The organism is Lentzea albidocapillata (genome assembly GCF_000719115.1).
Lineage (GTDB): Bacteria > Actinomycetota > Actinomycetes > Mycobacteriales > Pseudonocardiaceae > Lentzea > Lentzea albidocapillata.
This window is the reverse complement of record NZ_JOEA01000017.1, coordinates 335,113-359,741: the sequence shown is the minus strand read 5'-3', so window position 1 is coordinate 359,741 and position 24,629 is coordinate 335,113. Positions and strand designations below refer to the sequence as shown.

The 24,629-nt window shown below is 69.0% G+C and carries 27 protein-coding genes; 15 read left to right on the top strand and 12 right to left on the bottom strand.

Annotated elements, in window-relative coordinates:
- The first annotated feature begins 149 nt into the window (after positions 1-149).
- On the top strand, positions 150-2,273 hold the full coding sequence (gene ligA / locus IG04_RS0128390) for an NAD-dependent DNA ligase LigA (RefSeq protein ID WP_245816233.1): 2,124 nt from the start codon (positions 150-152) through the stop codon (positions 2,271-2,273).
- Complete coding sequence (locus IG04_RS0128385; protein ID WP_030479792.1) at positions 2,266-2,766, top strand: GNAT family N-acetyltransferase; 501 nt, start codon at positions 2,266-2,268, stop codon at positions 2,764-2,766. The genes ligA and IG04_RS0128385 overlap by 8 nt, the downstream gene beginning before the upstream one ends.
- A 46-nt stretch (positions 2,767-2,812) precedes the next feature.
- On the opposite strand, the gene IG04_RS0128380 is transcribed toward IG04_RS0128385, so the two are convergent.
- Positions 2,813-3,229 (bottom strand): SWIM zinc finger family protein, encoded by a 417-nt coding sequence (locus IG04_RS0128380; protein WP_051770835.1) that lies wholly within the window; start codon positions 3,227-3,229, stop codon positions 2,813-2,815.
- Between the two features lie 38 nt (positions 3,230-3,267).
- Between IG04_RS0128380 and IG04_RS0128375 the strand changes: the two genes are divergently transcribed.
- Positions 3,268-3,702, top strand: a complete 435-nt coding sequence (locus IG04_RS0128375) for a GNAT family N-acetyltransferase (protein ID WP_030479790.1) — start codon at positions 3,268-3,270, stop codon at positions 3,700-3,702.
- Here the strand turns inward: IG04_RS0128375 and IG04_RS0128370 are convergent.
- Positions 3,699-3,923, bottom strand: coding sequence for a hypothetical protein (locus IG04_RS0128370; protein WP_030479789.1), 225 nt, complete (start codon positions 3,921-3,923; stop codon positions 3,699-3,701). The genes IG04_RS0128375 and IG04_RS0128370 overlap by 4 nt on opposite strands.
- 73 nt (positions 3,924-3,996) lie before the next feature.
- Positions 3,997-4,122: a hypothetical protein gene (locus IG04_RS48700; RefSeq protein WP_256334903.1), complete on the bottom strand. Its 126-nt coding sequence runs from the start codon at positions 4,120-4,122 to the stop codon at positions 3,997-3,999.
- 60 nt (positions 4,123-4,182) lie between these two features.
- Here IG04_RS48700 and IG04_RS0128360 point away from each other — a divergent pair, with 60 nt between their 5' ends.
- A complete protein-coding gene (locus IG04_RS0128360) occupies positions 4,183-4,866 on the top strand; it encodes a 3-keto-5-aminohexanoate cleavage protein (RefSeq protein WP_030479788.1) in 684 nt (227 codons plus the stop codon).
- Here the strand turns inward: IG04_RS0128360 and IG04_RS0128355 are convergent.
- Positions 4,863-5,516 carry an ACT domain-containing protein gene (locus IG04_RS0128355; protein ID WP_030479787.1) on the bottom strand — a complete coding sequence of 218 codons (654 nt, stop codon included), beginning with the start codon at positions 5,514-5,516 and terminating at the stop codon, positions 4,863-4,865. The genes IG04_RS0128360 and IG04_RS0128355 overlap by 4 nt on opposite strands.
- A gap of 230 nt (positions 5,517-5,746) precedes the next feature.
- On the opposite strand from IG04_RS0128355, the gene gatC reads away from it, so the two are divergent.
- The 7 genes from gatC to IG04_RS0128320 all read left to right on the top strand — a co-directional run bounded on the left by gatC (position 5,747) and on the right by IG04_RS0128320 (position 15,042).
- The gene (gene gatC / locus IG04_RS0128350) at positions 5,747-6,046 is read left to right on the top strand and encodes an Asp-tRNA(Asn)/Glu-tRNA(Gln) amidotransferase subunit GatC (RefSeq protein ID WP_030467875.1); all 300 of its coding nucleotides are present in this window, start codon (positions 5,747-5,749) and stop codon (positions 6,044-6,046) included.
- Positions 6,043-7,527 (top strand): Asp-tRNA(Asn)/Glu-tRNA(Gln) amidotransferase subunit GatA, encoded by a 1,485-nt coding sequence (gene gatA / locus IG04_RS0128345; RefSeq protein ID WP_030479786.1) that lies wholly within the window; start codon positions 6,043-6,045, stop codon positions 7,525-7,527. Before gatC ends, gatA begins: the two co-directional genes overlap by 4 nt.
- Positions 7,524-7,721: a hypothetical protein gene (locus IG04_RS0128340; protein WP_245816235.1), complete on the top strand. Its 198-nt coding sequence runs from the start codon at positions 7,524-7,526 to the stop codon at positions 7,719-7,721. Before gatA ends, IG04_RS0128340 begins: the two co-directional genes overlap by 4 nt.
- Positions 7,718-9,220, top strand: a complete 1,503-nt coding sequence (gene gatB / locus IG04_RS0128335) for an Asp-tRNA(Asn)/Glu-tRNA(Gln) amidotransferase subunit GatB (protein WP_030479784.1) — start codon at positions 7,718-7,720, stop codon at positions 9,218-9,220. Before IG04_RS0128340 ends, gatB begins: the two co-directional genes overlap by 4 nt.
- Before the next feature lie 184 nt (positions 9,221-9,404).
- A complete protein-coding gene (locus tag IG04_RS0128330; RefSeq protein ID WP_030479783.1) occupies positions 9,405-9,698 on the top strand; it encodes a hypothetical protein in 294 nt (97 codons plus the stop codon).
- A 207-nt stretch (positions 9,699-9,905) separates the two neighbouring features.
- Positions 9,906-12,365, top strand: coding sequence for a CHAT domain-containing protein (locus IG04_RS0128325; protein ID WP_030479782.1), 2,460 nt, complete (start codon positions 9,906-9,908; stop codon positions 12,363-12,365).
- A gap of 178 nt (positions 12,366-12,543) precedes the next feature.
- On the top strand, positions 12,544-15,042 hold the full coding sequence (locus tag IG04_RS0128320; protein WP_030479781.1) for a M14 family zinc carboxypeptidase: 2,499 nt from the start codon (positions 12,544-12,546) through the stop codon (positions 15,040-15,042).
- A gap of 80 nt (positions 15,043-15,122) precedes the next feature.
- On the opposite strand, the gene IG04_RS46720 is transcribed toward IG04_RS0128320, so the two are convergent.
- Genes IG04_RS46720 through IG04_RS47285 form a run of 3 tightly spaced genes read right to left on the bottom strand, consistent with a single transcriptional unit; the run spans position 15,123 to position 16,371 of the window.
- A complete protein-coding gene (locus IG04_RS46720) occupies positions 15,123-15,485 on the bottom strand; it encodes a VOC family protein (protein ID WP_030479780.1) in 363 nt (120 codons plus the stop codon).
- A complete protein-coding gene (locus IG04_RS46715) occupies positions 15,482-15,850 on the bottom strand; it encodes an SgcJ/EcaC family oxidoreductase (protein ID WP_051770831.1) in 369 nt (122 codons plus the stop codon). Before IG04_RS46715 ends, IG04_RS46720 begins: the two co-directional genes overlap by 4 nt.
- Positions 15,847-16,371, bottom strand: a complete 525-nt coding sequence (locus IG04_RS47285; protein WP_169746014.1) for an MPN domain-containing protein — start codon at positions 16,369-16,371, stop codon at positions 15,847-15,849. Before IG04_RS47285 ends, IG04_RS46715 begins: the two co-directional genes overlap by 4 nt.
- 146 nt (positions 16,372-16,517) lie before the next feature.
- Here IG04_RS47285 and IG04_RS0128295 point away from each other — a divergent pair, with 146 nt between their 5' ends.
- Positions 16,518-17,465: a LysR family transcriptional regulator gene (locus IG04_RS0128295; RefSeq protein ID WP_051770828.1), complete on the top strand. Its 948-nt coding sequence runs from the start codon at positions 16,518-16,520 to the stop codon at positions 17,463-17,465.
- 4 nt (positions 17,466-17,469) lie between these two features.
- On the opposite strand, the gene IG04_RS0128290 is transcribed toward IG04_RS0128295, so the two are convergent.
- Both IG04_RS0128290 and IG04_RS0128285 read right to left on the bottom strand, forming a co-directional pair.
- Positions 17,470-18,630: a PQQ-dependent sugar dehydrogenase gene (locus IG04_RS0128290; RefSeq protein WP_245816237.1), complete on the bottom strand. Its 1,161-nt coding sequence runs from the start codon at positions 18,628-18,630 to the stop codon at positions 17,470-17,472.
- A gap of 10 nt (positions 18,631-18,640) precedes the next feature.
- Complete coding sequence (locus tag IG04_RS0128285) at positions 18,641-19,543, bottom strand: alpha/beta fold hydrolase (RefSeq protein WP_030479775.1); 903 nt, start codon at positions 19,541-19,543, stop codon at positions 18,641-18,643.
- A 191-nt stretch (positions 19,544-19,734) separates the two neighbouring features.
- On the opposite strand from IG04_RS0128285, the gene IG04_RS0128275 reads away from it, so the two are divergent.
- The 3 genes from IG04_RS0128275 to IG04_RS0128265 all read left to right on the top strand — a co-directional run bounded on the left by IG04_RS0128275 (position 19,735) and on the right by IG04_RS0128265 (position 21,700).
- Positions 19,735-20,649, top strand: a complete 915-nt coding sequence (locus IG04_RS0128275) for a 2-hydroxyacid dehydrogenase (RefSeq protein ID WP_030479774.1) — start codon at positions 19,735-19,737, stop codon at positions 20,647-20,649.
- Between the two features lie 69 nt (positions 20,650-20,718).
- Entirely contained in the window at positions 20,719-21,447 is a 729-nt protein-coding gene (locus IG04_RS0128270; protein ID WP_051770826.1) for a DoxX family protein, read from the top strand.
- Positions 21,448-21,457: 10 nt separating this feature from the next.
- Positions 21,458-21,700, top strand: a complete 243-nt coding sequence (locus IG04_RS0128265; protein WP_030479772.1) for a hypothetical protein — start codon at positions 21,458-21,460, stop codon at positions 21,698-21,700.
- Here the strand turns inward: IG04_RS0128265 and ilvD are convergent.
- The 3 genes from ilvD to IG04_RS42955 all read right to left on the bottom strand — a co-directional run bounded on the left by ilvD (position 21,697) and on the right by IG04_RS42955 (position 24,478).
- Complete coding sequence (gene ilvD, locus IG04_RS0128260) at positions 21,697-23,541, bottom strand: dihydroxy-acid dehydratase (RefSeq protein ID WP_030479771.1); 1,845 nt, start codon at positions 23,539-23,541, stop codon at positions 21,697-21,699. The genes IG04_RS0128265 and ilvD overlap by 4 nt on opposite strands.
- Positions 23,542-23,618: 77 nt before the next feature.
- Complete coding sequence (locus IG04_RS0128255) at positions 23,619-24,044, bottom strand: vitamin K epoxide reductase family protein (protein WP_030479770.1); 426 nt, start codon at positions 24,042-24,044, stop codon at positions 23,619-23,621.
- Positions 24,041-24,478, bottom strand: a complete 438-nt coding sequence (locus IG04_RS42955) for a PH domain-containing protein (RefSeq protein ID WP_051770825.1) — start codon at positions 24,476-24,478, stop codon at positions 24,041-24,043. The genes IG04_RS0128255 and IG04_RS42955 overlap by 4 nt, the downstream gene beginning before the upstream one ends.
- Positions 24,479-24,629: the final 151 nt, after the last annotated feature.

Below are 24,629 nucleotides of genomic sequence, written 5' to 3'. Positions count from 1 at the left end.
GATGTCAGACGGCAAGGGTCCTCCCTTCCGCGATCGGCAGTGAAACAGGAACCCCGTGCCGTGAGGCACAGCGCGTAAGCGCTACCCGCCGCACGGCGGATGGGAATCCCTGCCCTTCAGCGCAGGGAGAAGTCAATAAGCTGTGGAACGTGACCAGCGAGAGCATTGAAGACGTCCCCGCAGAGGTGCGCGAGCGGCATGCCGTGCTCGCGGAAGAGGTGCGCTCGCACCAGTTCCGCTACTACGTGCTGGACGATCCGATCGTCACCGATGGTGAGTTCGACGCGATGCTCAAGCAGCTGGAGGCACTGGAGGCCGAGCATCCCGGCCTTGCCACGCCCGAGTCTCCGACGCAGCTGGTCGGGGGCACGTTCTCGACCGAGTTCAAGGCGGTCGACCACCTGGAGCGCATGCTCAGCCTGGACAACGTCTTCGCGCAGGACGAGCTGACGGGCTGGTTCGAGCGGGTCGGGAAGGAGATCGGCTCCGGCACGCACTTCCTGTGCGAGCTGAAGATCGACGGCCTCGCGATCAACCTCCTCTACGAGAAGGGCCGGCTGACGCGGGCGCTCACCAGGGGCGACGGCCGCACCGGCGAGGACGTGACGCTGAACGTCCGCACGATCGCGGACGTCCCGGTGGTGCTGAAGGGGTCCGCCGAGTACCCGGTGCCCGACCTGGTCGAGGTGCGCGGCGAGGTCTTCTTCGCGGTCGAGGATTTCCTGGCTTTGAACGCCTCGCTGGTCGAGCAGGGCAAGCCGCCGTTCGCGAACCCGCGCAACACCGCCGCCGGGTCGTTGCGGCAGAAGGATCCCAAGGTCACGGCCTCACGCAAGCTGCGGATGATCTGCCACGGCATCGGCAAGACCCGGGGCTTCGAGGTCGCCAGCCAGTCGCTGGCCTACGAGGCGCTGAAGGCGTGGGGCCTGCCGGTCTCCTCGCACACCGAGGTGCTCACCGACCCGGCGGCGGTGCGCAGGAAGGTCGAGTACTGGGGCGAGCACCGGCACGACGCGGTCCACGAGATCGACGGGCTCGTGGTCAAGGTCGACGAGGTGTCGCTGCAGCGGCGCCTGGGCACGACGTCGCGCGCCCCGAGGTGGGCCATCGCGTACAAGTACCCGCCGGAGGAGGCCACCACCACCCTGCTCGACATCCAGGTCCAGGTGGGCCGCACCGGCCGGGTGACGCCGTTCGCCGTGATGGAGCCGGTGAAGGTGGCCGGCTCGACGGTCGCGCGGGCCACGCTGCACAACGGGTCGGAGGTCAAGCGCAAGGGCGTGCTGATCGGCGACCGCATCGTCATCCGCAAGGCGGGCGACGTGATCCCCGAGGTGCTCGGCCCGGTGCTGGCCGCGCGCCCGGCCGACGCGCGCGAGTTCGAGATGCCGGTGTGGTGTCCCGAGTGCAACTCGGTGCTGCGCCCGATGAAGGAGGGCGACGTCGACATCCGCTGCCCCAACGCGGAGACGTGCCCCGGTCAGCTGCGCGAACGCCTGGCGTACCTGGCCTCCCGCGCCGCGCTCGACATCGAGGTGCTCGGCTACGAGGCGGCCGCGGCGATCACCGAGTCCACGATCTACACGAACGAGGCCGACCTGTTCGACCTCGACGCCGAGGCGTTGCGGCAGGTCGAGCGCTTCACGACGAAGAACGGCGAGCTGTCCGCGAACGCGCTGAAGCTGATCGACAACCTGGAGGCGGCCAAGGAGCGTCCTCTGTGGAGGGTGCTGGTCGCGCTGTCGATCCGTCACGTCGGCCCGACGGCCGCCCGCGCGCTGGCCCAGCAGTTCGGCTCGATGGACGCGATCCTCGAGGCGGCGGAGGAGGCTCTCGCCAGTGCCGAGGGCGTCGGCCAGACCATCGCGACGGCCGTGGTCGAGTGGCGCGAAACGGAGTGGCGCCAAGGCGTCGTTGAGCGCTGGCGGGCCGCCGGCGTGCGGATGGAGGACGAGCGCGACGCGTCCATCGTCCGCAACCTCGAAGGCCTGTCCATCGTGGTCACCGGCTCGCTGACGGAGTACTCGCGCGACTCGGCCAAGGAGTCGATCCTCGCCCGCGGCGGCAAGGCGGCGGGCTCGGTCTCCAAGAAAACCGCTTTCGTGGTGGTCGGCGACTCGCCAGGATCCAAGTACGACAAGGCCATCTCGCTGAAGGTGCCGGTCCTGGACGAGGCGGGCTTCACCGTTCTGCTGGAACAGGGCCCGGACGCGGCGAGGGACGTGGCCCTCCCCGGCGACGAAGGCTCAGTGGAAGAAGGCGCAGATGGCTGACCTGATCATCCGCCCGGCGACGGAGGCCGACCTGCCGGCGGTCGGCTCCGTCACGGTCGAGGCCTACGTCACCGACGGCTTCGTAGGTGCCCACGACAGCTACGCGACCGTCCTCGCGGACGCCGAGTCCCGCTTCCGCGCCGCCGAACTGCTCGTCGCCCAGGACGAGTCGGGCACTGTCCTGGGCTCCGTGACGGTGGTGCACCCCGGCACGCCCTACGCGGAGGTCTCCCGGCCGGGCGAGCTGGAGTTCCGCATGCTGGCGGTGTCGGCGGCGGCGCGCGGCCGTGGTGTCGGCGAGGCCCTGGTGCGGGCGGTGTTCGACAAGGCGCGCGCGGCGGGCGCCACCCACGTCGTCCTGTCGTCGTCGGAGAAGATGCTGGCGGCGCACCGGTTGTATGAGCGGCTGGGGTTCACGCGGTTACCGGAGCGCGACTGGACGCCGCTGCCGGGCGTGAACCTGGTGGCGTACGCGTACGGAACACCGCTCTGAGCAACCAGACCGGCACCGGGTAGCGCTGCCGGAGACACAACAACCGTCAGAGCGATGACATGATCCGCGCCCGCAGCTCGGGGTCACCCGCCGCCTGCTCGTACAGCAGTTCCCGCAGCACCTCGGGCGGCAGCGATCTCAGCACGTCCTTGAGTTCCACGTCCTCGGCGTCCGGCGGCGGCACCGTCTCGCCCCGGTCGAGCAACACCAGCCCGACGGCCACGCAATGCTTGCAGAAGAATCCCTCGGACCCGTGCGGACAGCTGCACGCCCCCACCAGATGAGTCCCCGACCACGACAGTTCCACGGCGTACGCGTCCTCGTCACCACCCCGCACCCGCGCCGCCACGTGCCGGCTGTGCACCCGCAGGGACAGCACAGCTTCGCGGTAGGTCAGGCCGCGCCAGTACGACTTGGTACCCGCGCGGTGCAGCAGCAGCTCGGTGGTGAGGGTCGTCGACACGGGGGTCATCCAACCGGGTGACCGCAGAAAGGATCAACATGATCGCGATCGGCCCACTCGAACCCGCGGACCGAGCCAGGTGGCAGGAGCTCTTCGAGGGCTACAACACCTTCTACGAACGCACGCTGCCGGCGGAAATCTACGACGAGAAGTGGGAAGCGTTCCAGGCGGACAAGGACATCCACGCCCTATGCGCCCGCATCGATGGCGTCCTCGCCGGCATCACGCACTTCTTCAAGCACCCCAGCACGTCCGGCCCGGACGTCTGCTACCTGCAAGATCTCTTCACCACGCCCGAGGCGCGCGGCCGGGGTGTCGGCCGCGCGCTCATCGAGGCGGTGACGGACTGGGCGAAACAGCAGAACTGCTGCCGCGTCTACTGGCACACCGGCGAGGGCAACGAGACCGCCCGCAGGCTCTACGACCAGGTCGCGGAGAAGACCCCGTTCGTCCACTACCGAATCGTGCTCTAACGAGCCGTCGTCTCCAGGTCCAGCAACGTCACGGCCGCGCGGAAGTACCTGTTGGTGCCCAGGTCCCGCACGGTCTTGATGTTGAACGCGGCTTTCAGCTTCTCCGCGTCACCGGCGCTCACGCCCTGCAGCGCGTCGACCGGGGCGTCCAGGATCTCGGTGAGCGGGAGGTTCTCGTAGGCCTTGTCGAGGAGCATGTCGAGGTTCACCGTGATGGCCATGATCTTCATACCTCCGGGAAGTGGGGCGATCACGGCAGATTCTGGAGTCAGATCCGGTATTCCGCAGAACGAGTCATGGCTTCCGGCGTTTGAGCGCGACGACGATCACCGCCGCCAGCGCGAGCACTCCTGCCACACCCAACGCCAGATCGCCGGTCGCCAGGCCGTTCTCCTGTGCCAACACCAGGGCCAGTCGCATGAGGCCAACCTAGCCCTTGGAGCAACGCCGCGCGAAGGATTGTGTGGGACCGTATGAGGTGTGCTGCAAGCCTGTCTGAACGGCTCCCGCACAGCCGAGGAGCACCCGGCCCTGCCGTTGTCCCCAGAGCGCCTCGCCGAGGACGCGGCTGACGTCGCCGCGCTCGGCGTCACATCCGTGCACATCCGTCCGCGCGACGTCATCGGCGCGCTCACGCTCGTCGGGCCCGAGGTGGCCACGACGATCGCGACCGTCCGCGCCGCCGTGCCCGGCATCGAGATCAGCGTGTCCACCGACGTTCCCGGCAACCAGGGCACGCTGATCGGCAGCTGGGCGGCGCTCGCGGCGGGCAGGCCGGACATCGCCTGCGTGCACGTCGGCCGGCCCGGCTGGCGTGACCTGGCCCAGGCCCTGCACCAGGTCAACGTCAGGGTCGAGCTCGTCGTCGAAGCTCCGGCGCGGTTGACCGAACTGCCCGCGAGCGTCAGCCGGATCACGGTGGTGGCGACGCGCGCCACGGCCGAAAGCCTGCTGGCTGAAGTGGAACCGCTCGGCCTGCCGATCATGCTGCACGGCAGGGACGCCGAGGCCTGGTCCGTCCTCGACTACGCCGCGCTCCTCGAACACCACGTGCGCATGGGTCTGGAGGACACGCTGCACCTGCCCGACGGCCGCCGGGCGAAGAACAACGCGGAGCTGGTCGCGCTGGCCCGCAGACGCCAGCGGTCCAGGGCTCCGAACTAGTCGGGGAGCACCACGGCGACGATGCCGGCCAGGTGCGCCAGGCGTGCCACCTCGGCCGCGCGGAACATCGGGCCGCCCGGCCGGCCGACGACGAGCACGCGGTCCGGCTTGCCCAGCGGCGTCGCGGCGAGTTCGGTGCCCAGCTCGCGCCAGGTCTCCGGTACCCACTCCTCCTCGCCGTCGAGCACGGTCGCGCGCTCCAGCGGGAACCACGGCACGTCCGCCATCCGTGTCTCCGGGGCGGCCGAGGACGCGGTCAGCCGGTTGATGCCGGTGCCCTCCGGCCCCACGACGACGGCCCAGCCGGCGCGGATGATCTTCGGGACGCCCTCGGTGAAGATCTCGAGGCCCTTCTTGGGTTCCTCGGCGATCTCCTCCACGAGCTCCAGCTCGCGATGGGTGTCCAGGATGCCCGCGTAGGGGCGCACCGCGTCGACCTCGACGCCCTCGATGGACTCGGCGGCGGTGATCAGGGTGTCCGGCAGGCGGCCGGACGGGAGTTCGACCACGAGGTCGTCGATGGCGATGCCGGAACCGCGTTCCACCACGTCGACGCTGAGTATGTCCGCCCCGATCTCGCCCAAAGCCGTTGCGACCGCGCCGAGGGTGCCGGGACGGTCCGGGAGCTGGACCCGGATCAGGAACGACAAGGTGAACGCCTCCATAGCTCGTGCGCGAGACCCCGCGTCTTGCGCCGTTGCCGGTCGGTGATTCTCGCAGACGCATCGTCGGCGCATGACCTGCTGTCCGCGTTGCGGAACGGTTAAGTTGACGTGCCGGTCAGCGGCAGAGGCGGTAACCCGTTCGAAGGCGCGCCTGACCAGCCCATAGACTCACGGGGTTCCCGATTCGTATCCCGACCCTACGGGGGTTGACAGGAGTGCCCAGCATCTCCCGCGACGAGGTCGCGCACCTGGCGAAGCTCGCCAGGCTGGCTGTTACCGAGGACGAGCTCGACTTGTTCGCCGGACAGCTCGACGTGATCCTCCAGTCGGTGGCCTCGGTTGGCGACATCGCCACGGCCGACATCCCGCCGACGTCGCACGCCGTTCCGCTGACCAACGTCTTCCGCGAGGACGTGGTCCGTCCGAGCCTCGGTCAGCAGCAGGCGCTCTCCGGCGCTCCTGAGGCCGAGGACGGCCGGTTCCGCGTGCCCCGCATCCTGGGTGAGGAAGCATGACCAACGACCTGATCCACGCGACCGCGGCGGAACTCGCCGCGAAGATCCACAGCGGCGAGGTCTCCAGTGTCGAGGTCACCCAGGCCCACCTGGACCGCATCGCCGAGACCGACGGGAAGGTCCACGCCTTCCTGCACGTCGACACCGAGGGCGCGCTCGCGCAGGCCCGCAGGGTCGACGAGGCCGTCAAGGCCGGTGAGCAGGTCTCGCCGCTCGCCGGTGTGCCGTTGGCGCTCAAGGACGTCATGACGACCGAGGGCGTGCCGACCACGGTCGGTTCCAAGATCCTCGAAGGCTGGATCCCGCCCTACGACGCCACGGTGACGCGCAGGCTCAAGGAAGCCGGCGTCGTCATCCTCGGCAAGACGAACATGGACGAGTTCGCCATGGGTTCGTCGACCGAGAACTCGGCGTACGGCCCCACGCACAACCCGTGGGACCTCGACCGGATCCCCGGCGGCTCCGGCGGTGGCTCGTCCGCCGCGCTGGCCGCCCTGCAGGCGCCTCTCGCGATCGGCACCGACACCGGTGGCTCGATCCGTCAGCCCGGCGCCGTCACCGGCACCGTCGGCGTGAAGCCCACCTACGGCGGTGTTTCCCGCTACGGCCTCGTCGCGTTCTCAAGCTCTCTGGACCAGGCCGGTCCGTGCGCGCGCACGGTGCTCGACGCCGCGTTGCTGCACGAGGTCATCGCGGGCTACGACCACATGGACTCCACGTCCATCAACGCGCCCGTGCCGCCGGTCGTCGCCGCAGCCCGCGAGGGTCTGAGCGGTGACCTGTCCGGTCTGCGCATCGGTGTCGTCACGCAGTTCACCGGCGAGGGCTACCAGCAGGGCGTGCTGCGCAGCTTCGAGGCCGCCGTGTCGCAGCTCAAGGAGCTCGGCGCGGAGATCGCGGACGTGTCGTGCCCGAGCTTCGACTACGCGCTCCCGGCGTACTACCTCATCGCGCCGAGCGAGTGCTCGTCGAACCTCGCCCGGTTCGACGCCATGCGCTACGGCCTGCGCGTCGGCGACGACGGCACGCGCAGCACCGAGGAGGTCATGTCGCTGACCCGCGAGGCCGGCTTCGGCGCCGAGGTCAAGCGCCGCATCATGATCGGCACGTACGCGCTGTCGTCCGGCTACTACGACGCGTACTACGGCTCGGCGCAGAAGGTCCGTACGCTGATCACGCAGGACTTCGCGAAGGCGTTCGAGAAGTTCGACGTGCTCATCTCCCCGACCACGCCGACCACGGCGTTCAAGATCGGCGAGCGCGCGAACGACCCGATGGCCATGTACAAGGCCGACCTCTGCACCATCCCCGCGAACCTCGCGGGCACGCCGGCCATGAGCGTCCCGAGCGGTCTGTCCGATGAGGACGGAATGCCGGTCGGCCTGCAGATCATGGCTCCGGCGCTGCAGGACCACCGCATGTACCGGGTGGCCGCCGCCTACGAGGCCGCGCGCGGCGCGTTCGGAGGTCCGTCGCTGTGAACATCAAGAAGGCCAGGGGCCTCCTCGGTATTGCCGGTGCCGTCGCGGGAGCCGTGGGAGCGTTCTCCGGCTTCCGGGCCGCGCGGGCGAAGAACGACAAGCTGGCCCTGGCGAACGCGATCGCGAGCATCACCGTGGCGATCACCGGTGCGGCGCTGGCCATCCGTGCTCTGCGGAAGGACGAGTTGGCATGACCTCTCTGGTTGAGCTGATGGACTACGACGAGGTCGTCGAGAAGTACGACCCCGTCCTGGGCCTGGAAGTGCACGTCGAGCTGCACACCAACACGAAGATGTTCTGCGGCTGCGCCAACACCTTCGGCGGTGAGCCGAACACGAACACCTGCCCGACGTGCCTCGGCCTGCCGGGCGCGCTGCCGGTGGTGAACGCCAAGGCGATCGAGTCCGCGATGCGCATCGGCCTCGCGCTGAACTGCGAGATCGCCGAGTGGTGCCGGTTCGCGCGGAAGAACTACTTCTACCCGGACATGCCGAAGAACTTCCAGACGTCGCAGTACGACGAGCCGATCGCGTTCAACGGCTGGCTCGACGTGACGCTGGACGACGGCGAGGTCATCCGCGTCGAGATCGAGCGCGCGCACATGGAGGAGGACACGGGCAAGTCGCTGCACGTCGGCGGCGCCACCGGTCGCATCCACGGCGCCGAGCACTCGCTGCTCGACTACAACCGCGCCGGCGTACCGCTGATCGAGATCGTCACGAAGATGATCCCCGGCACTCGCGAGCGCGCCCCCGAGGTCGCCCGCGCGTACGTGACGGCACTGCGCGACCTGCTCAAGGCGCTCGACGTGTCCGACGTCCGCATGGACCAGGGCTCGCTGCGCTGCGACGCGAACGTCTCCCTGTCGCCGAAGACCACCGGCGCGCTGGGCACCCGCACCGAGACCAAGAACGTCAACTCGCTGCGCAGCGTCGAACGCGCCGTGCGCTTCGAGATGACGCGCCAGGCCGCGGTGCTGGAGTCCGGCGGTTCCGTGACGCAGGAGACCCGCCACTTCGACGAGTCGTCGGGCAGCACGTCGCCGGGCCGCAAGAAGGAGACGGCGGAGGACTACCGCTACTTCCCGGAGCCCGACCTGGTCCCGATCGCGCCGTCGCGCGAGTGGGTCGAGGAACTGCGCCTCACCCTGCCCGAGCTCCCCTGGGAGCGCCGCGCGCGCATCCAGAAGGACTGGAACCTCACCGACGAGGTCCTCCGCGACCTGGTCAACGCCAACGCGCTGGACGTCATCATCGCCACCGTCGAGGCGGGCGCGAAGCCGGACGAGGCCCGCTCCTGGTGGGTGTCGTACCTCGCGCAGCAGGCCAACTCGAAGGGCATCGAGGTCACCGACCTCGCCATCACCCCGGCCCAGGTGGCGAGGGTGATCGAGCTGGTGAACGCGGGCACGCTGACGAACAAGCTCGCCCGCGAGGTCGTCAACGGCGTCCTGGAGGGCGAAGGCTCCCCGGACGACGTCATCGAGAAGCGCGGCCTCAAGGTCGTCTCGGACGACTCGGCGCTGGAGAAGGCCGTCGACGAGGCCCTCGCGGCCCAGCCGGACGTCGCCCAGAAGATCCGCGACGGCAAGGTCCAGGCGGCCGGCGCCATCGTCGGCGCGGTCATGAAGGCCACCAAGGGCCAGGCGGACGCCGCGCGCGTGCGCGAGATCGTGCTCGCACGCTGCTCGTAGATACACATTCGCCATAAAAATCACAAAGGGTCACCTGTTCGTGCAGGTGGCCCTTTGTGATCTTAGGCCGTCTGAGTGGCTGTTAGCTAAATGAGACGTATGCGTGTAGCCGTGTGTGTCACTCTCTCGGTGCAGCTCATCTGGGGGGATGAGAAGTAATAGTCCAAACGAGGGGGGAAACCTCATGACTGTTCAGCGCGAAAACCTCGACGTGGCCGAGACCGAGGTCGTCCAGGAAGCAGAGTCCGTGCTCGAAGGCACGCCGGTCGTCGAACCGGAACCGGTGCCCGCACCGCCGACCGAGGTGCCGAAGCCGGACAAGAAGGAAGACCCGGAAGTCACGCCGATGTGCTGCGGCGGCGGCCCGGGATTCCCGTTTGCTCGCCCACTGCCGATCTCCGAGGGTGCCGTCGACTCCGGCGGCGATGTCGAGCACAACCACGACTGCCCGAACCACCCGAACAACATCGCCGTGTAGTCACGCAGCGTGTTTTGCCCGTCACCAGGTCCAATGCCTGGTTGGCGGGCAGCGCTGCGAGGACACGTGTGGTGTGATGATCACATGCCCGCTCGTTCCCTGGTGAGAGCGCGCGAGTTGTACGAGAGGGGATGGGCTGAGCAAGCGAGGTTTCGCTTTCCCTCGGCCATCCGGCTGCTCCGACGTGCGCTCGTGCATATCGAGCGCGTGGAATCGAGCCAAGAACGTGCGGCGATCCGCGCTCGCATCTTGTACACGCTGGGCCTGTGTCAGGGCGAGACCAGCGGCATGGACATCGCTGTTGAGGCGTTTGACGCTGCCCGTCGCGAGATCGAGACCATCGAGGACACGGCCACCAGAACGTTCCTGAACGCCGGCGTGGACCACAACCAGGGCCTCATGGTCATGCGCATGGGTCAGCCGGAGCGGGCGATCGAGTGGTTCAACAGGTTCATCGACGCAGTCGAGCACGACGTTGAGCAGACCGGCTCCGGAGCGAACCGCCCCCTGGTGCAGGGTTTCGTCTCCACGTTGCTCAACCGTGGATTCGCGCTGGCCGCGATCCGCAGGAGCGAGCGAGCGATCGCTGACCTCGAACGCGGCATCTACCTCGCCCGTGAGCACGAACTCGTCCACCTTCGCCCGTTCCTGGTGCACGCGCTCGGAAACGTGCACAAGCAGAGCGGTGAGCTGGCAGAGGCGTTGCGGCGCTACGAAGAGGCGGAGCGGATCTTCCGCGCCGACGACCAGCCCGCTTTGCTGGCACGCCTGCAGTTCGACCAGGCCGAGGCCATGCTCATGATCGGACTGTCCGATGAGGCCGGTAAGCACCTCGACGAGGCGCTGCCGGTCATGCGCAAGGAGAAGTTCGGCCAGGAGATCGCCGAGGTCGAGATGTTCCGCGCGTCGGCGGCGTTGCTGGACGACCAGCTCGACCTGGCACGCCGCATGGCGAAGCGGTCCGAACGCAAACTCATCCGCCGTGGCAGCACCTGGTGGATGATGGCCGGCCTGATCGAACTGTGGGCGCACGGCAGGCACGCGATGCGCACCAGGCGGATCTCGAACTCCTTGGTGCAGAAGGCGTTGACGCTGTCCGACGAGCTGGCGGCCAACCACCTCGTGGACGAGGCACGGCTCGCGTTGCTCCTCGCGACCCGGCTGGAGATCCGCCGGGGAAGGCTGGCCGATGCCGAAGAGCTGCTGAAGAAGGTGCCCGGACCCCGCGCGGTCACGCCGCTCGACCACCGGATGCAACGCCGGCTCGTGCTGGCGGAGCTCGCGCTGGCCAAGGGAAGCCGCCGTGCCGCGCTGGTGCACGCCCGCAAAGCGCTGGACGAGCTGGGACGGGTGCGCGATCAGCTCGGAGGCCTGGAACTCGTGTCCGCCACGGCTGTGCACGGCAGGGAGCTGAGCGAGCTCGCGATCAAGCTCGTGCTGGAGGACGCGGACGCGCGCCGGCTCTTCGCCTGGCTGGAACGCACGCGCGCGCAGACCTACCGGTACGAACCGCTGGAGGCGACCGACAACAACGAGGTCGCCGAGCGGATCACCGAGGTGCGCAACCTCAGCTGGGCGATCCTGCGGCACGGTCTGTCCGGTCAGCCGACCGCCGAGTTGCGCGGCAAGCTCGTGAAGGCGCAGCGCGAGGCGAACCGGCTCGGCTGGCACTCGCAGCGGTGGGGCAGGCCCCGGCCGGTCGCCGGCATCACCGAGGTGATCGCGGAGCTCGGGCAACGGGCCATGGTCAGCTACGTCGTGTCCGGCGGGGAGATGGCCGCTGTCGTCGTCGCCGGTGGCCGCGTCAGCCTCGTGCGGCTCGGCGGCGCGACGGAGGCGCTGGAGAGCGCCCAGAAGCTCCACTTCGACCTCAACGCCCTCGCCCCCGACCACCTGCCGCCTCCGCTGGTACAGGTCATCGGCGCGTCCGCGCACAGGCAGGCCGACCGCCTCGACGCGTTGCTGATCAAACCGCTCGCGCACCTCATCGGCGACCGCGAGCTCGTCATGGTGCCGACCGGCGAGTTGTACGCGGTGCCGTGGGGTGTGCTGCCGAGCCTGCACGGACGTCCGGTCGCCACCGCGCCCTCGGCCACGGCCTGGCTCGCCGCGGCGCAGGCCGGCAAGCCCAAGACCGACCGCGTGCTGGTGGTGCAGGGGCCAGGGCTCCTCTTCGGGCACGGCGAGGTGGACAAGCTGGCGACCTATCACGCCAACGCCACGATGCTCTCCGGGGACACCGCCACCGCCGCCGAGGTCATGGCGCACCTCGACGGGGCCGACCTTGTCCACGTCGCCGCCCACGGCGAGCATGAGATCGAGAACGCGCTGTTCTCCCGGCTCGAACTGTTCGACGGGCCGCTGTTCGCGCACGAGCTGGGGCGGTTGAGGAACCCGCCGGCGCACGTGGTGCTCGCGGCGTGCGAGCTGGCGTTGAACCGCATCAGGCCTGGTGACGAGGCCTTGGGGTTTGCCGGCGCGATGCTGGCGGGAGGCACGCGGACCGTGGTCGCCGCGGCCAGCAAGGTCGGGGACGAGGCCAGTGCCGCGGCGATGGCCGACTACCACCGGGCGCTGGCGGCCGGGGCCGCGCCGGCGGTGGCGCTGGCCGAGGCGATGGCGAAGGACCCGTTCCGCCGGCCGTTCCTCTGCCTGGGGTCCGGCTAGGCCGATCGAGTGGTCGTCCGGGAGGAAGCCGCTGGTCAGCGGTGACTTCTGTCCTGGCTGCGAAGGTGCTTGGTGAACTTCTCTCCTAGTTGTGCCATCTTGGTCTGGACCGAGGGGATGCAACGGCCCGCCTATCGGCTCTAGTCGATACGCGGGCCGTTGTGCGAGAAACGTCCACATGCGCAGAACTCTGCTCGCTGTTCTCCTTGCCGCCGCCGCGGTGATAGCGGCGCCCACAACCGGAACAGCGCAACCGACTGCTTCCACACCTTCGGTCAAGGACCGAGAGCCGGGCAACGGGCCTGAGCGCAACGAAGTCGCCACACTGGACAACGCTTTCCAGGCGCAGTCCATGCTGGCCCAGGGGGAGAACCAGGCCGACCGGCACCAGGGTTACCCGCGCCGGACGAAGCTGCGGACGTACCCGGAGAACACGGCCGACAAGTCCATCAAGCTCGGCCTCGCGCCGTACCACGCGCTCGCGCCGAAGCTGAACGCGTTGCAGCAGACGAGCAACAGGATCTCCGTCGAGGTCGTCGGCCAGTCAGGGCTCGGCCGCGACCTGTACCTCGTCACGCTGACGGCGCCGGAGAGCGCGACGGAGACCCGGATCCAGGAACGGTTCCGCGCCACCATCGAGGAAGGCCGCAACGTCCCGGCGGGCCTGTACAAGGCGCCGATCTGGATCAACAACAACATCCACGGCGACGAGTGGGAGGGCACCGACGGCGCGTTGCGCGTCATCGAGCACCTCGCCACCAGCAACGATGCTGACACCAAGAAGTTGTTGCAGCGCAGCAGGGTCTACTTCAACCTCACGGCGAACCCGGACGGTCGCGTCGCCGGCACGCGTGCGAACAGCGCCGGCTTCGACCTCAACCGCGACTTCGTCACGAGCTCCCAGCCCGAGAACCGGGTCATGCAGGACGTCGTGGAGCGCACCCAGCCGTTGATGATGCTGGACGAGCACGGCTACGTGGCGAACACGCTGATCGAGCCGACCACACCGCCGCACGGTCAGAACTACGACTTCGACCTGTACATCAAGCACGGCTACGCCAACGGCCTGCTGATGGAGAAGGCCGTGCAGGCGCTCGGGCATCCCGAGGCGGCGAAGCCGGAGATCCCGTTCCGCGACTACCCCGTCGGCGAGTGGGACGGCTGGGCGCCGATCTACACCGCCCAGTACGCGATGTACCACGGTGCCGTCTCGTACACGATCGAGATCCCGATGCGCGTCAACCGCGGCGACTACGACGCCCTGCCGGTGGCGGAGCTGCAGCGGCGTTCGAAGATCAACACGGACGTCGTCGAGGCCACCATCAAGACCTCGCTCGACTACCTGGACGACAACCGGCGCAGCCTGATCGAGAACCAGACGGAGATGTTCCGCCGCGGCGCCGCCGGTGAGAAGCAGCGCTACATCCCGGACGGCTTCGTGCCCGGCTTCGGGCCGGAGGACCGCTTCAGCACGGAGTTCCCGCGTGCCTACGTGATCACGAACGACCGGTCCGCACCCGCCGCCGCGCGGCTCGTCGACCAGCTCGTCCGGCACGACGTCCGGGTCGAACGCGCGGAGAGGCCGTTCACGCTGGGCGGCAAGCGCTATCCGGCCGGGTCGTACGTCGTGGACATGCACCAGCCCAAGCGCGGCCTCGCGAACGTGATGCTGGAGCAGGGCAGCGACATCTCCGACAAGGCGCCGGTCATGTACGACATCTCCGGCTGGAGCCACCGCCTGCTGTGGGGCGCGTCGGTCGAGATCCACCGCAACGGCCAGTTCCGCTTCGACGGCAAGCCCGTCACCGCGGCCTCGCCGACCGGTGCCGTCGACGCCGCGCCGGGCGCCGACCTCGCCCTCACCCTGACCGACCAGAAGGACGTCAGCGCGGCCAACGACCTGCTGTCGCGCGGTCTCGAGCTGCGCCGCCGGGACGACGGCACGATCGTCGTCCCGGCACGGGAATGGGCCGCCGCCAAGGAGGTCGCCGACCGCTACGGCGTGCGCTTCACGACCGCCAAGGCCGGCGGCGAGGCGTTGCAGCGCAAGGTGATCGCGGCCGCCGTCTCCGCCGACGAACTGCAGGTGCTGCGCGAGTCCGGGTTCGACGTCCGCACGATCTCCACGGCCGTGCTGAACGCGGGCTTCGACTGGTCGCGGATCGACGCGCTGTACGTGGGCGCGGGCCTGAACTACACGCAGCTCAACGCCACCGCGAAGGCCGCGCTCGACGAGTTCCTCAAGCGCGGTGGTGTGGTCACGCGCGGAGCGACGGGCAGCAGGTTCAACACCGACGCCAAGCTCCTGCAGGCCACCCCGGTCGCCGGTTGGGAGGACGCCAACGGCGTCGTGAACGTCGTCAACGGCACCGGCCCGGTCGGTGCCAACGCGTTGCCGCACTCGTTCGTCTACGGACCGCAGTGGTTCACGAACCTCGGCACGGGCGTGACGGTCGAGCAGCGCTACGGCAGCACGGTGATCGCCGCAGGCCATTGGCACGCACGCGACAACGGCACCGGCGGCCAGGACGCGGCAGCGGGTCAGGCGGCGGTTGTGTCCGGTACGGCGGTGAACGGCGCGAAGGTGGTGTTGTTCGGCACCGAGCCGATGTTCCGCAACCACCCGAAGGGCCTGTACGCACAGGTCGCGCGCGCTCTGTTCTGGAGCGCCAGCTAAAAACCGAGGGGGCGAGGAAGGCCCCGACAGCCTTCCTCGCCCCCTCGCAATACCCCGCTCAGGGGTTCCCGGTTCCCGGCCTACGAAACCCCTGGTGGCAGGAAGCCGTGCGCCGACAGGTCGAACCAGTTGCCCTCGGGGTCGATCGCCCGGTACTCCGCGAACGGCCGGTCTCCGCCCCGCAACGCGGGCCGCGGCTCCAGCGTCTCCAGGTACGGCGCGACGTCGTCCACCTGGAACCCGAAGTGGTTGAAGCCGGTCGGCACGTCACCGTCGAGCCGCTGCTGGATCAACGCCAGGTTCAGGTACCCGTCGGTGACGAAGTGGCTGCCGTCGGGATCGGTGTGGAACAACGACATCCCGAACCGCGACGTGTAGAAGCCGGCCATCTCCTTCGCGTCCCGCACGACGAACGCGATGTGCCGCAACCTGGGCCTGCTCATGACTTTCCCTTCGGGATCATGTTGTGGAACGCGGCGATCTCCCACCCGCCCTCGCGCCGCACGACGACGGCCTGCGCGTGGGTGCTGATGCCCGCCGGGGCGATGGACGACGTGACGTGCACGACCGAGATCTCGGAGTTCAGCGGCCTGATCAGGCTGATCTCGGCGGTGAGTTTGGTGTCGCGGTACGGCCCCGCGAACAGCTGGGAGTGCCCGGCGGCCACCGCGCGCCGCCCGAACAGCTCCTCACCTCGCACGGTCACGAAGTCGACGTCCTCGGCGAAGACGGAGGCGAACGCGGCGCCGTCCCCGAGGGCCCAGCCCTGCTCCATGCGTTGCCACAGCGCGTAGATCTGTTCGGTCATGAGTGATTCGTCCTCAACGGCAGGCGCAGGCACTCGGAGTCCCATGCGGCAAGCGAGTAGTAGAGGCCGCCATGGCGGCGTTCGAGGTAGCAGACGACGTTCACGGGCCATCCGCTGTTGCGGAACATGTGCTCGTCCATCGGCGTCGGGCTGTCGCTCAACGGCCGGTCGCGCTCGCATTCGGGACCGAGCCGGTGCCAGTCCGGGTGCAGGTGGATCGAGCCGAGGACGTCGAGGTCCCGCGAGTCCGCCGCACGGGTGATCGTCAGCAGGTCGGCGGGGTCGAGCCACCACGCCCGCACCGGGTTCTCGTACGCCGTGCCGAACCGGGGCACGATCGTCGACGCGAACTCCTCACGCGCTGAGGGGTCCGTCAGGCGCGCGTTGCGGCCGAACGCCACCTCCGACACCACGGCCTCGGTGCCGGCGGACCGGCCGAGCAGCACCGCGAAACACGGTCTCGGCTCGTCCTCGGTGATGAACGAGTATTCGGCGGACGCGGCCTGCAGAAACGTTTTCACGGCGCGATCCGAAAACAGCACCGCGTCGGTGCGCGCCGGGCGCTCGGCCAATTCCATCACGAGACCGAACGTATCGAGACCAGGTTGTCTCACGCGACATTGCGAAGGGTATTTACCCTATTACATTGAGCGATAACATCGGGCTCATGCGTCTGGAAGTGCGGCACCTCGAACTGGTCGTGGCGATCGCCGACTGCGGCAGTCTGCGCAAGGCCGCCGCCCGGCTGCACCTCACCCAGCCCGCCGTGACGACGCAGCTCAAACGCATCGAGGACCACCTGGGCGGCAGGTTGTTCCTGCGCGCGACCGACGGCGTCAAGCTCACGCCGACCGGCCAGGACTTCGTCCAGGAAGCACGGTCGATGCTCACTCAGCTCGTCACGCTGGAACGCGTAACGCGCCGTAACACGCAATGCGCCAGCGCTCCCACCAGGCTCGCGGGAATCCCCGCCTATCACTTCGGACTACTGGTAGCCGCGCTAAAGGACAACGTCACCAGCCGCACCATCAAGGAGACGGGCACGCTCACCGCGTTGCTCACCACCGGCGAACTCGACATCGCCGTCCTGCGCCGATTTCCCGGCACCCCGCTGACCCTTCCGCCGAACGTGGGACATCGCCTGCTCACCCGCGAACCGCTGTTCGTCGGCGTGCCCGAACACCATCCACGAGCACAGGAACCCGAGATCGGGCTCGAAGCCCTGGCGAGCGACAAGTGGGTCATGCCGGAGCCCGACGACAGCGGCATGAACGCCCACTTCGCCCGCGAGTGCGCGGCCAAGGGCTTCGAGCAACGGATCGCGCACTTCAGCAGCGAGGCGCACGTCGCGCTGACGTTGATCAGGGAGTCCGGCGCGGTCTGCCCGCTCTACCCGGTCGGCAGTACCCCGCCCGGCGTCGCGCGCCTGCCGATCACCGGCAACCCGCTGGTGCGCGAGGTCGTGCTGGCCTGGCGCACGGACGCGCCGGTCGCGGAGGAGATCGACGACCTGTGCGACCAGGTCGCCACGGGCTATCTGAAGCTGGTCGAGGAGAGCGAGGTCTACGCGCGGTGGTGGCGCGACGGAGGAGAGCAGTTCGCGCTCAGCCCCTGAAACCTCAGTCCTTCGTGCCGCCGCCGTTGTTCGGGCGCACGATGATGGCGACCCGGTCGTCCGACGACACCGGCGTGCCACCCGCCTTGTTGACCGTGCCGACCAGCGACGCCGACTCGTTCAGCATCTCCATCGGCCCGAGCAGGCCGAAGCCGTCCTCCGCCATCGCGATCTCGGGCTTGCCCGTGAAGGCGCCGGCGGCGTTCATCGACAGCGACTGGTAGCCGGGCGTCTTGGACGTCGCCACGGACAGCTGGTCCGAGTACGACGAGCAGCCCATCACGCCGGGCCGGTCCGGCCACGCCCACGCGACCTCGCCGAGCTTGCCCGGCGTCACGCGGTAGACGACGTCGCCGCTCGCGGCCCAGTCCGTCACCCAGGTCTTCGAGGTGTCCGCCGAGACGCACAGGCCGCCGGGCAGCCGCAGTCCGGAGGAGACGACCGTGCTGCCGGCCGTCGGGTTGCCCTGGGCGGGCTGGCCGGAACCGTCGATCCGCAGCACCTTGCCCGCCAGGGAGTTCGGGTCGGCGGCCAGCGCGGGGTTTCCGGCGTCACCGGTCGCGACGAGGATCGCGCCCTTGCGGTCGCTCGCCAGCACACCCCGGTTGCCCGACGGGCCCTTCGGGATGCCGGTGAGGATCGGCTTGGGCGTGTCGCCGGGCGCGATGCGCAGCACCCGGTTGTCCGTCGCCGTCGTCACGTAGACGTACGCGAGCTGGTCCTCGGCGAACGTCGCGGACAGCGCGAGCCCGGTCAGCCCGCCGTCGGTCGACGCGTCGACCTGCAGCTGGGCGACCACGACCGGGTCGACGTCCTTGGCGACCTTGAGCAGACGCCCGCCGCGTTCGGTCGCGTACGCCGCGACGCCGCCCTTGGCGTCCGCGCCGATCGGGGCGACGCCCGTGACGGTGTTGAGGCAGGTGGCCACGACGGCCGGGTGGTAGTCCTTGCAGCCCTGCGGCGGCGGCACGCTCTGCGGCGCCGGGTTGCGGCCGGGATCGCCGGGCGCCGGGCGGTACTCGCCCGGCAGCTCCGGCTTCGGGCCTGCCTGCGGGGTCAGCTGTGGTTGCGCGCTCCACTGCGTGGGCGCCGGCTCGTCGGGAAAGCTCGCGCAGCCCCCTGCCAGCAGGCAGACGGCGGTCAGCAACGCTACGGAACGAACCACGACTCCCAGGTTAGGTGCGGGGCCGTGAATCCGAAGTCAACTTCTCGGAAGTGGCGAAGTCGACCGACCGGACGCGGTCGAGCAGCAGGTCGAGTTCGGCACTCACCACCTCGGGCGCCTCCAACGGCAGGTAGTGGCTGCACGGCAGCACGCGCAGCCGTGCCTGGGGCAGCGCCCCGACGGGCCCGGACATGCTCTCCGTCGTCGCCAGCACGTCGTCACGACCGGCCAGCAGTGTGACCGGGCACACGATCGGGGTGAGGTCCTGGCGCGGCGTCTCGCCCAGTGCGAGCGCCAGCGTGAAGTACCAGCGCCAGTCGTGCTGCAGGAACCGGCTCACCGCCTGCCCGACGGCCGCCGGGTCGCTCGAAGGCTTGATCACGCCGCTGTGCCGCAACAGGAACGTCGTCGCGTCCGTCACCGGGATGCGGTGCAGCACCTTGTCCAGCACCGGACCGGCCTGCTGCAACAGCCTTGTGCCCGTCAGCCCGACGAACCGGCGCACGCTCTTCGGCACCAGCGGCAGCATGGCGTCGAACGAGTCGCCCGGCGCGCCCGCGACGAGCAGCAGGCCCGCCACTCGTTCCGGGTGACGCAACGCCAGCTCTGCCGCGATCGTCACTCCCATCGACCAGCCCATGACGACGCACCGCTCGATGCCCGCTTCGTCCAGTACGGCGATGGCGTCCGCCACGTGGTCGTCCAGTGAGATATTGCGCTCGTCGACCGGGCGGTCCGAGCCCATCGTGCCGCGCATGTACCAGCTGAGCAGGCCGCCGCGATCGGCGAGCGACGGCCACGACTCGGGGCCCGAACCCACGCCGGGACACAGGAGCACAGGTGTTCCCTCACCTGGCACCTGCCACGTACGGATCTTCGTGCCGTCCCACGCGATGATGTCGTGCTCCCGCATGACGAACATTCTGACGTACTGCCGTGGCCGCCGGCCTTTACCCCGTATTCGGTGTTCAGACGGGTGCATCGTGGTGCCGGCCCCGCGTCCTCATCCTGGTCGGCTGTGGACGTGGGGCCGGTGCCGCGAGGCACCCTGCTGAACGCCGAAGACGCGGTGAAGGCCGGCGGTCACGGCAGTATGTTGGCCTGGTGACGCTCACCGTGCTCGTGCCAGATGATTTCGGAGTCCAAGCGCTGTCTCAGGTGGACGGTGTCCGGCCGGTTCGTTACGTGCCGGGGGAACCGCTGCCGTCTGACGCCCAGAACGCCGAGGTGCTGATCCCGCGGTTCCTCGCGGGCACCGACCCGCGCGAGGTGTTCGCGCAGTTGCCGAACCTCAAACTCGTGCAGTTGCTCAGCGCCGGTGCGGAGAACTTCGTCGGCAAGGTGCCGGCCGACGTGATGCTCTCCACCTGCCGGGGCGCGCACGGCGGCAGCACCGCGGAGTGGGCCATCGGCGCGTTGATCGCGATATACCGAGACTTCCTCGTTTTCGAGCGGGCCAGGGCCGAGGGCCGCTGGGACTACCACCTCACGGACACCTTGCAGGACAAGAAGGTCCTGATCGTCGGCGCCGGTGACCTGGGCGAGCAGCTGAAGCGCCGCCTCGAACCGTTCGACGCGACGGCGACCCTGGTCGGCCGCACCGCCCGGGAAGGCGTGCACGGCCAGGACGAGCTGCCGCAGCTGCTTCCGGAGTTCGACGCGGTGGTCATCTTCACACCGATGACGGAGGAGACCCGGCACCTCGTCGACGCCAAGTTCCTGGCCGCGATGAAGGACAACGCGATCCTGGTCAACGGCGCCCGCGGCCCCGTCGTGGACACGGACGCATTGCTCGCCGAACTGAATTCCGGGCGACTGCGCGCGGCTCTCGACGTGACCGATCCCGAACCGCTGCCGGCCGATCATCCACTGTGGACCGCGCCGGGCCTGTTCCTCACCCCGCACGTGGCCGGGTCCTGCACGGGACACGCACATCGCGCCTACGCGATCGCCGCCGCGGAGATCGCCCGGTTCGCCGCGGGGGAGCAGCCACGCAACCTCGTGCACGGCACCTACTAGTCCATACGGGTGAAGCCGAGCTGCCGTTCGGCTCTCGCGCGTCCGCACGAGGCCCCCTAGCGTGCGGGCGTGGCTACTCACGACAAAGGCTCGACCACATCGAGTGCTTTCTCCGACGACTCGTTCTACTCGAGCAGCGGAGGTGGAGCGCACCACTTCGACGACAGCACCACCAGAGTCGGCGAAGACGTGACCCAGTCGTACGACTCGACGGCGAAGGCGTTCGACAACACCGGCTACACGCCGCTGGACAAGTCCACTGTGGACGACACCCGCGACGACCCCTTCGAGGACGACCGCAAGAAGTTCGGCTGGACCGCCGGTCCCGACATCGGTCTGCTCGGGCTGCGCGCGGTGCTGGGCGGCATCTTCGTGCTGCACGGACTGCAGAAGGTCTTCGGCCTGTTCGGCGGCCCCGGCATCAACGGCTTCGCGCAGTCGCTGGAGAAGATGGGCTACCGTGAGTCGGTCGTCCTCGCCTGGGTCACCGGCATCACCGAACTGGCCGGCGGCGCGCTGCTCGTGCTCGGCCTCTTCACACCTCTCGCCGCGGCGGGACTGCTCGCCGTGATGGCCAACGTCATCGCGCTGCAGTACAAGGGCGGCTTCTTCGGCCCGAACGGCGTCGAGCTGGAGCTGGCGCTCGCGGGCATGGCGTTCGCGGCGCTCTTCGCCGGACCCGGCCGCGCCGCGCTGGACTACAACCGCAGCTGGTTCCGTCACCCGCTGGCTGCCGGGTTCATCGCGCTGGTCATCGCAGCCGGTGGTGCGGCGGTGACGTTCTTCGTTTTCCGGTAAGAACAACCCTGTGCGGAAGAACCTGACGGGAGCGTTGCTCCAGCTCGCCCTGCTCGTGATCGGGATACCGGTCGTCTACCTGCTGGCGTTCCCGTTCGGCCTCACCGCGAAATCCCTGCTACCGCCGCTCGGCTTGCTCGCAGGCCTCATCGTCAGCGGTGTCATGGTCAAGAGAACGGACCAGCCCGTCAGCGGACCGCTGACGGGCTGGCTCGTTTTCGCTGTTTGCCTGACGCTGGCGATCTCTCTTTAGAGGTCCGGGTTGCGCACGGCACCGGTCGACGCGTCCGTCGCCATCCGCGCGTACGCCCGCAGGGCGGCCGTGACCGGACGAACCCGGTCCACCGGCTGCCACGGCCGTTCCGACGCCTCCATCTTCGCGCGGCGCTCGGCCAGCACGTCGGCGTCGACCAGCAGCTCGAGGCGCCGCTCGTGGACGTCGATCAGGATCCGGTCGCCGTTCTCGACGAGACCGATCGTGCCGCCGCCCGCCGCCTCCGGCGAGATGTGGCCGATCGACAGGCCCGACGAACCGCCGGAGAACCGGCCGTCCGTGATCAGCGCGCACTTCTTGCCCAGGCCGGAGCCCTTGAGGAACGCCGTCGGGTGCAGCATCTCCTGCATGCCGGGGCCGCCGGACGGGCCCTCGTAACGCACGACCAGCACCTCGCCCGCCTGGATCTCCTTGTTCAGGATCGCCGAGACGGCCTGCTCCTGGGACTCGACGACGCGCGCCGGGCCCTCGAAGTGCCACAGCTCCTCGTCGATGCCCGCGGCCTTGATGATCGCGCCGCGTTCGGCCAGGTTGCCGCGCAGCACGGCCAGGCCGCCGTCCTTGGTGTAGGCGTGCTCGATGTCGCGGATGCAGCCGCCGGCCGCGTCGGTGTCCAAAGAGGACCAGCGGTTCGACGTCGAGAACGCCTCGGTCGTGCGCACACCACCGGGAGCGGCGTGGAACAGCTCAATGGCCTCGGGCGACGGCTCCGAAGCGCGGATGTCCCACTTGCCGAGCCACTCCGCCATCGTCGGCGTGTGCACCGACGTGACGTCGTCGTGCAGCAGGCCGCCGCGGTAGAGCTCGCCCAGCAGCGCGGGGATTCCGCCGGCCCGGTGCACGTCCTCCATGTGGTAGTCGGAGTTCGGCGACACCTTGGACAGGCAGGGCACGCGGCGGGACAGATCGTCGATGTCCTGCAGCGTGAAGTCGATCTCGCCCTCCTGCGCGGCGGCGAGGATGTGCAGCACGGTGTTCGTCGAGCCGCCCATGGCCATGTCGAGCGCCATCGCGTTCTCGAACGCCTTGCGGTTCGCGATCGACCGCGGCAGCGCCGACTCGTCGTCCTCGCCGTACCAGCGCTTGCACAGTTCCACGACCACGCGACCGGCCTCGGAGAACAGCTCGCGGCGCGCGGCGTGGGTGGCCAGCGTCGAACCGTTGCCCGGCAGCGACAGGCCGAGGGCCTCGGTGAGGCAGTTCATGGAGTTCGCGGTGAACATGCCGGAGCAGGAACCGCACGTCGGGCACGCGGAGCGCTCGACCTCGGACAGCCCGTCCTCGCTCACGGCGGGGGAGGCCGAGGCGGAGATGGCGGTGATCAGGTCGGTCGGCGCGACGGCGACACCCTCGACGACGACGGCCTTGCCGGCCTCCATCGGCCCGCCGGACACGAACACGACGGGGATGTTGAGCCGCATCGCCGCGTTCAGCATGCCGGGGGTGATCTTGTCGCAGTTCGAGATGCACACGATCGCGTCGGCCTGGTGCGCGTTGACCATGTACTCGACGGAGTCGGCGATGATCTCGCGGCTGGGCAGCGAGTAGAGCATCCCGCTGTGGCCCATGGCGATGCCGTCGTCGACGGCGATGGTGTGGAACTCGCGTGCGACACCGCCCGCCTCGCGCACCGCCTCGGCCACGATGTCCCCGAGATCGCGCAGGTGCACATGGCCCGGCACGAACTGCGTGTAGGAGTTGGCGATCGCGATGATCGGTTTGCCGAAGTCGCTGTCGGTCATGCCGGTCGCGCGCCAGAGGGCGCGGGCACCCGCTGCGTTGCGGCCGTGAGTGGTGGTGCGAGAGCGGAGCTGAGGCACTGCTCCTCCAGATTCAGTTCAAGAAAGAAGCGCGCGGGACGCGGGGGTGAGGCGTCCATCAGTCTGGGAGCGGTGCCTCAAAGGTTACTTGGGCGCAGACTCGCGGCGACCAGCAGACAGGCCAGTGCGAGCGTGATCACGTGCACGACGGTGCACCACAGGCAGATCTTGCCGATGATGAGGAACTCGGCGGCCACCAGGTAGACGACCATCAGCACGCCGACGCCGACCGCCGCGAGACGCACCCACTTCAGGGCGTCGATCCGCCACGCGAACGGGAGGCAGATCACTGTGAGAAAGGCGAAGAAGGCCAGTCCGAGGAACGCGACGGGGATGCCCAGGAGCTCCGACTGCTCGCTCGTGGTCACGGTCTCACAGTCGATGACCGAGTCGGCCGAGCACAGCAGCGCGTTCGCGTCGAAGTGCGTGTACGTCAGGTAAGCCGAGGTCAGCAGGCCTGCGATGGACAGCAGCAGGCTCAGCAGCGGAACTCGTTTGATCACTTCTCCGACTCTACGACCTCTTCCGCGGCGTCTTCAGCGGGCTCCTCCGCGACGGCTTCCTCTTCCTGGACGGTCGGGTCGGGCACACGTCCGCCACTGACCAACGACAACGCCGGCAGGTGCATGAACCGCACGGCGGGCAGCGTCACCTCGGACGCGTCCTCCTTGACCGCCCGCAGCCAGCCCTTCTGGACCAGCCGGATCGACTTCACCTCGGACCACTTGAGCGTCGTCGTGCCGAACGCGCCGCGCGCCACGATCTGTTCCTCGGTGACCGTCGTGCGGTTGCGCAGCACCCAGTACGCGTAGCCGAGCGGGAGGACGTAGAGCGCTTGCATCCCCGGAGCGAGCCACGCCACAGGGGTGACGCAGATGGCGATCAGACCCGCTGCGAGCAGCGCCGTTGCCGGGATGCGAAAGACCAGCTTCTTCACTCGAAGGATTGTTCCACGTCCACGATCCGGGAATTCCATCCCGCAGAGTTGACGCACTCTTGCGCGAGGCGATAACGTCCGCTTCATGCAGCGCACGCTCGTTCTCGTACTTCTCAGGCGCGTCGACGCCTGAGCCGAACAGCCTGCGTCG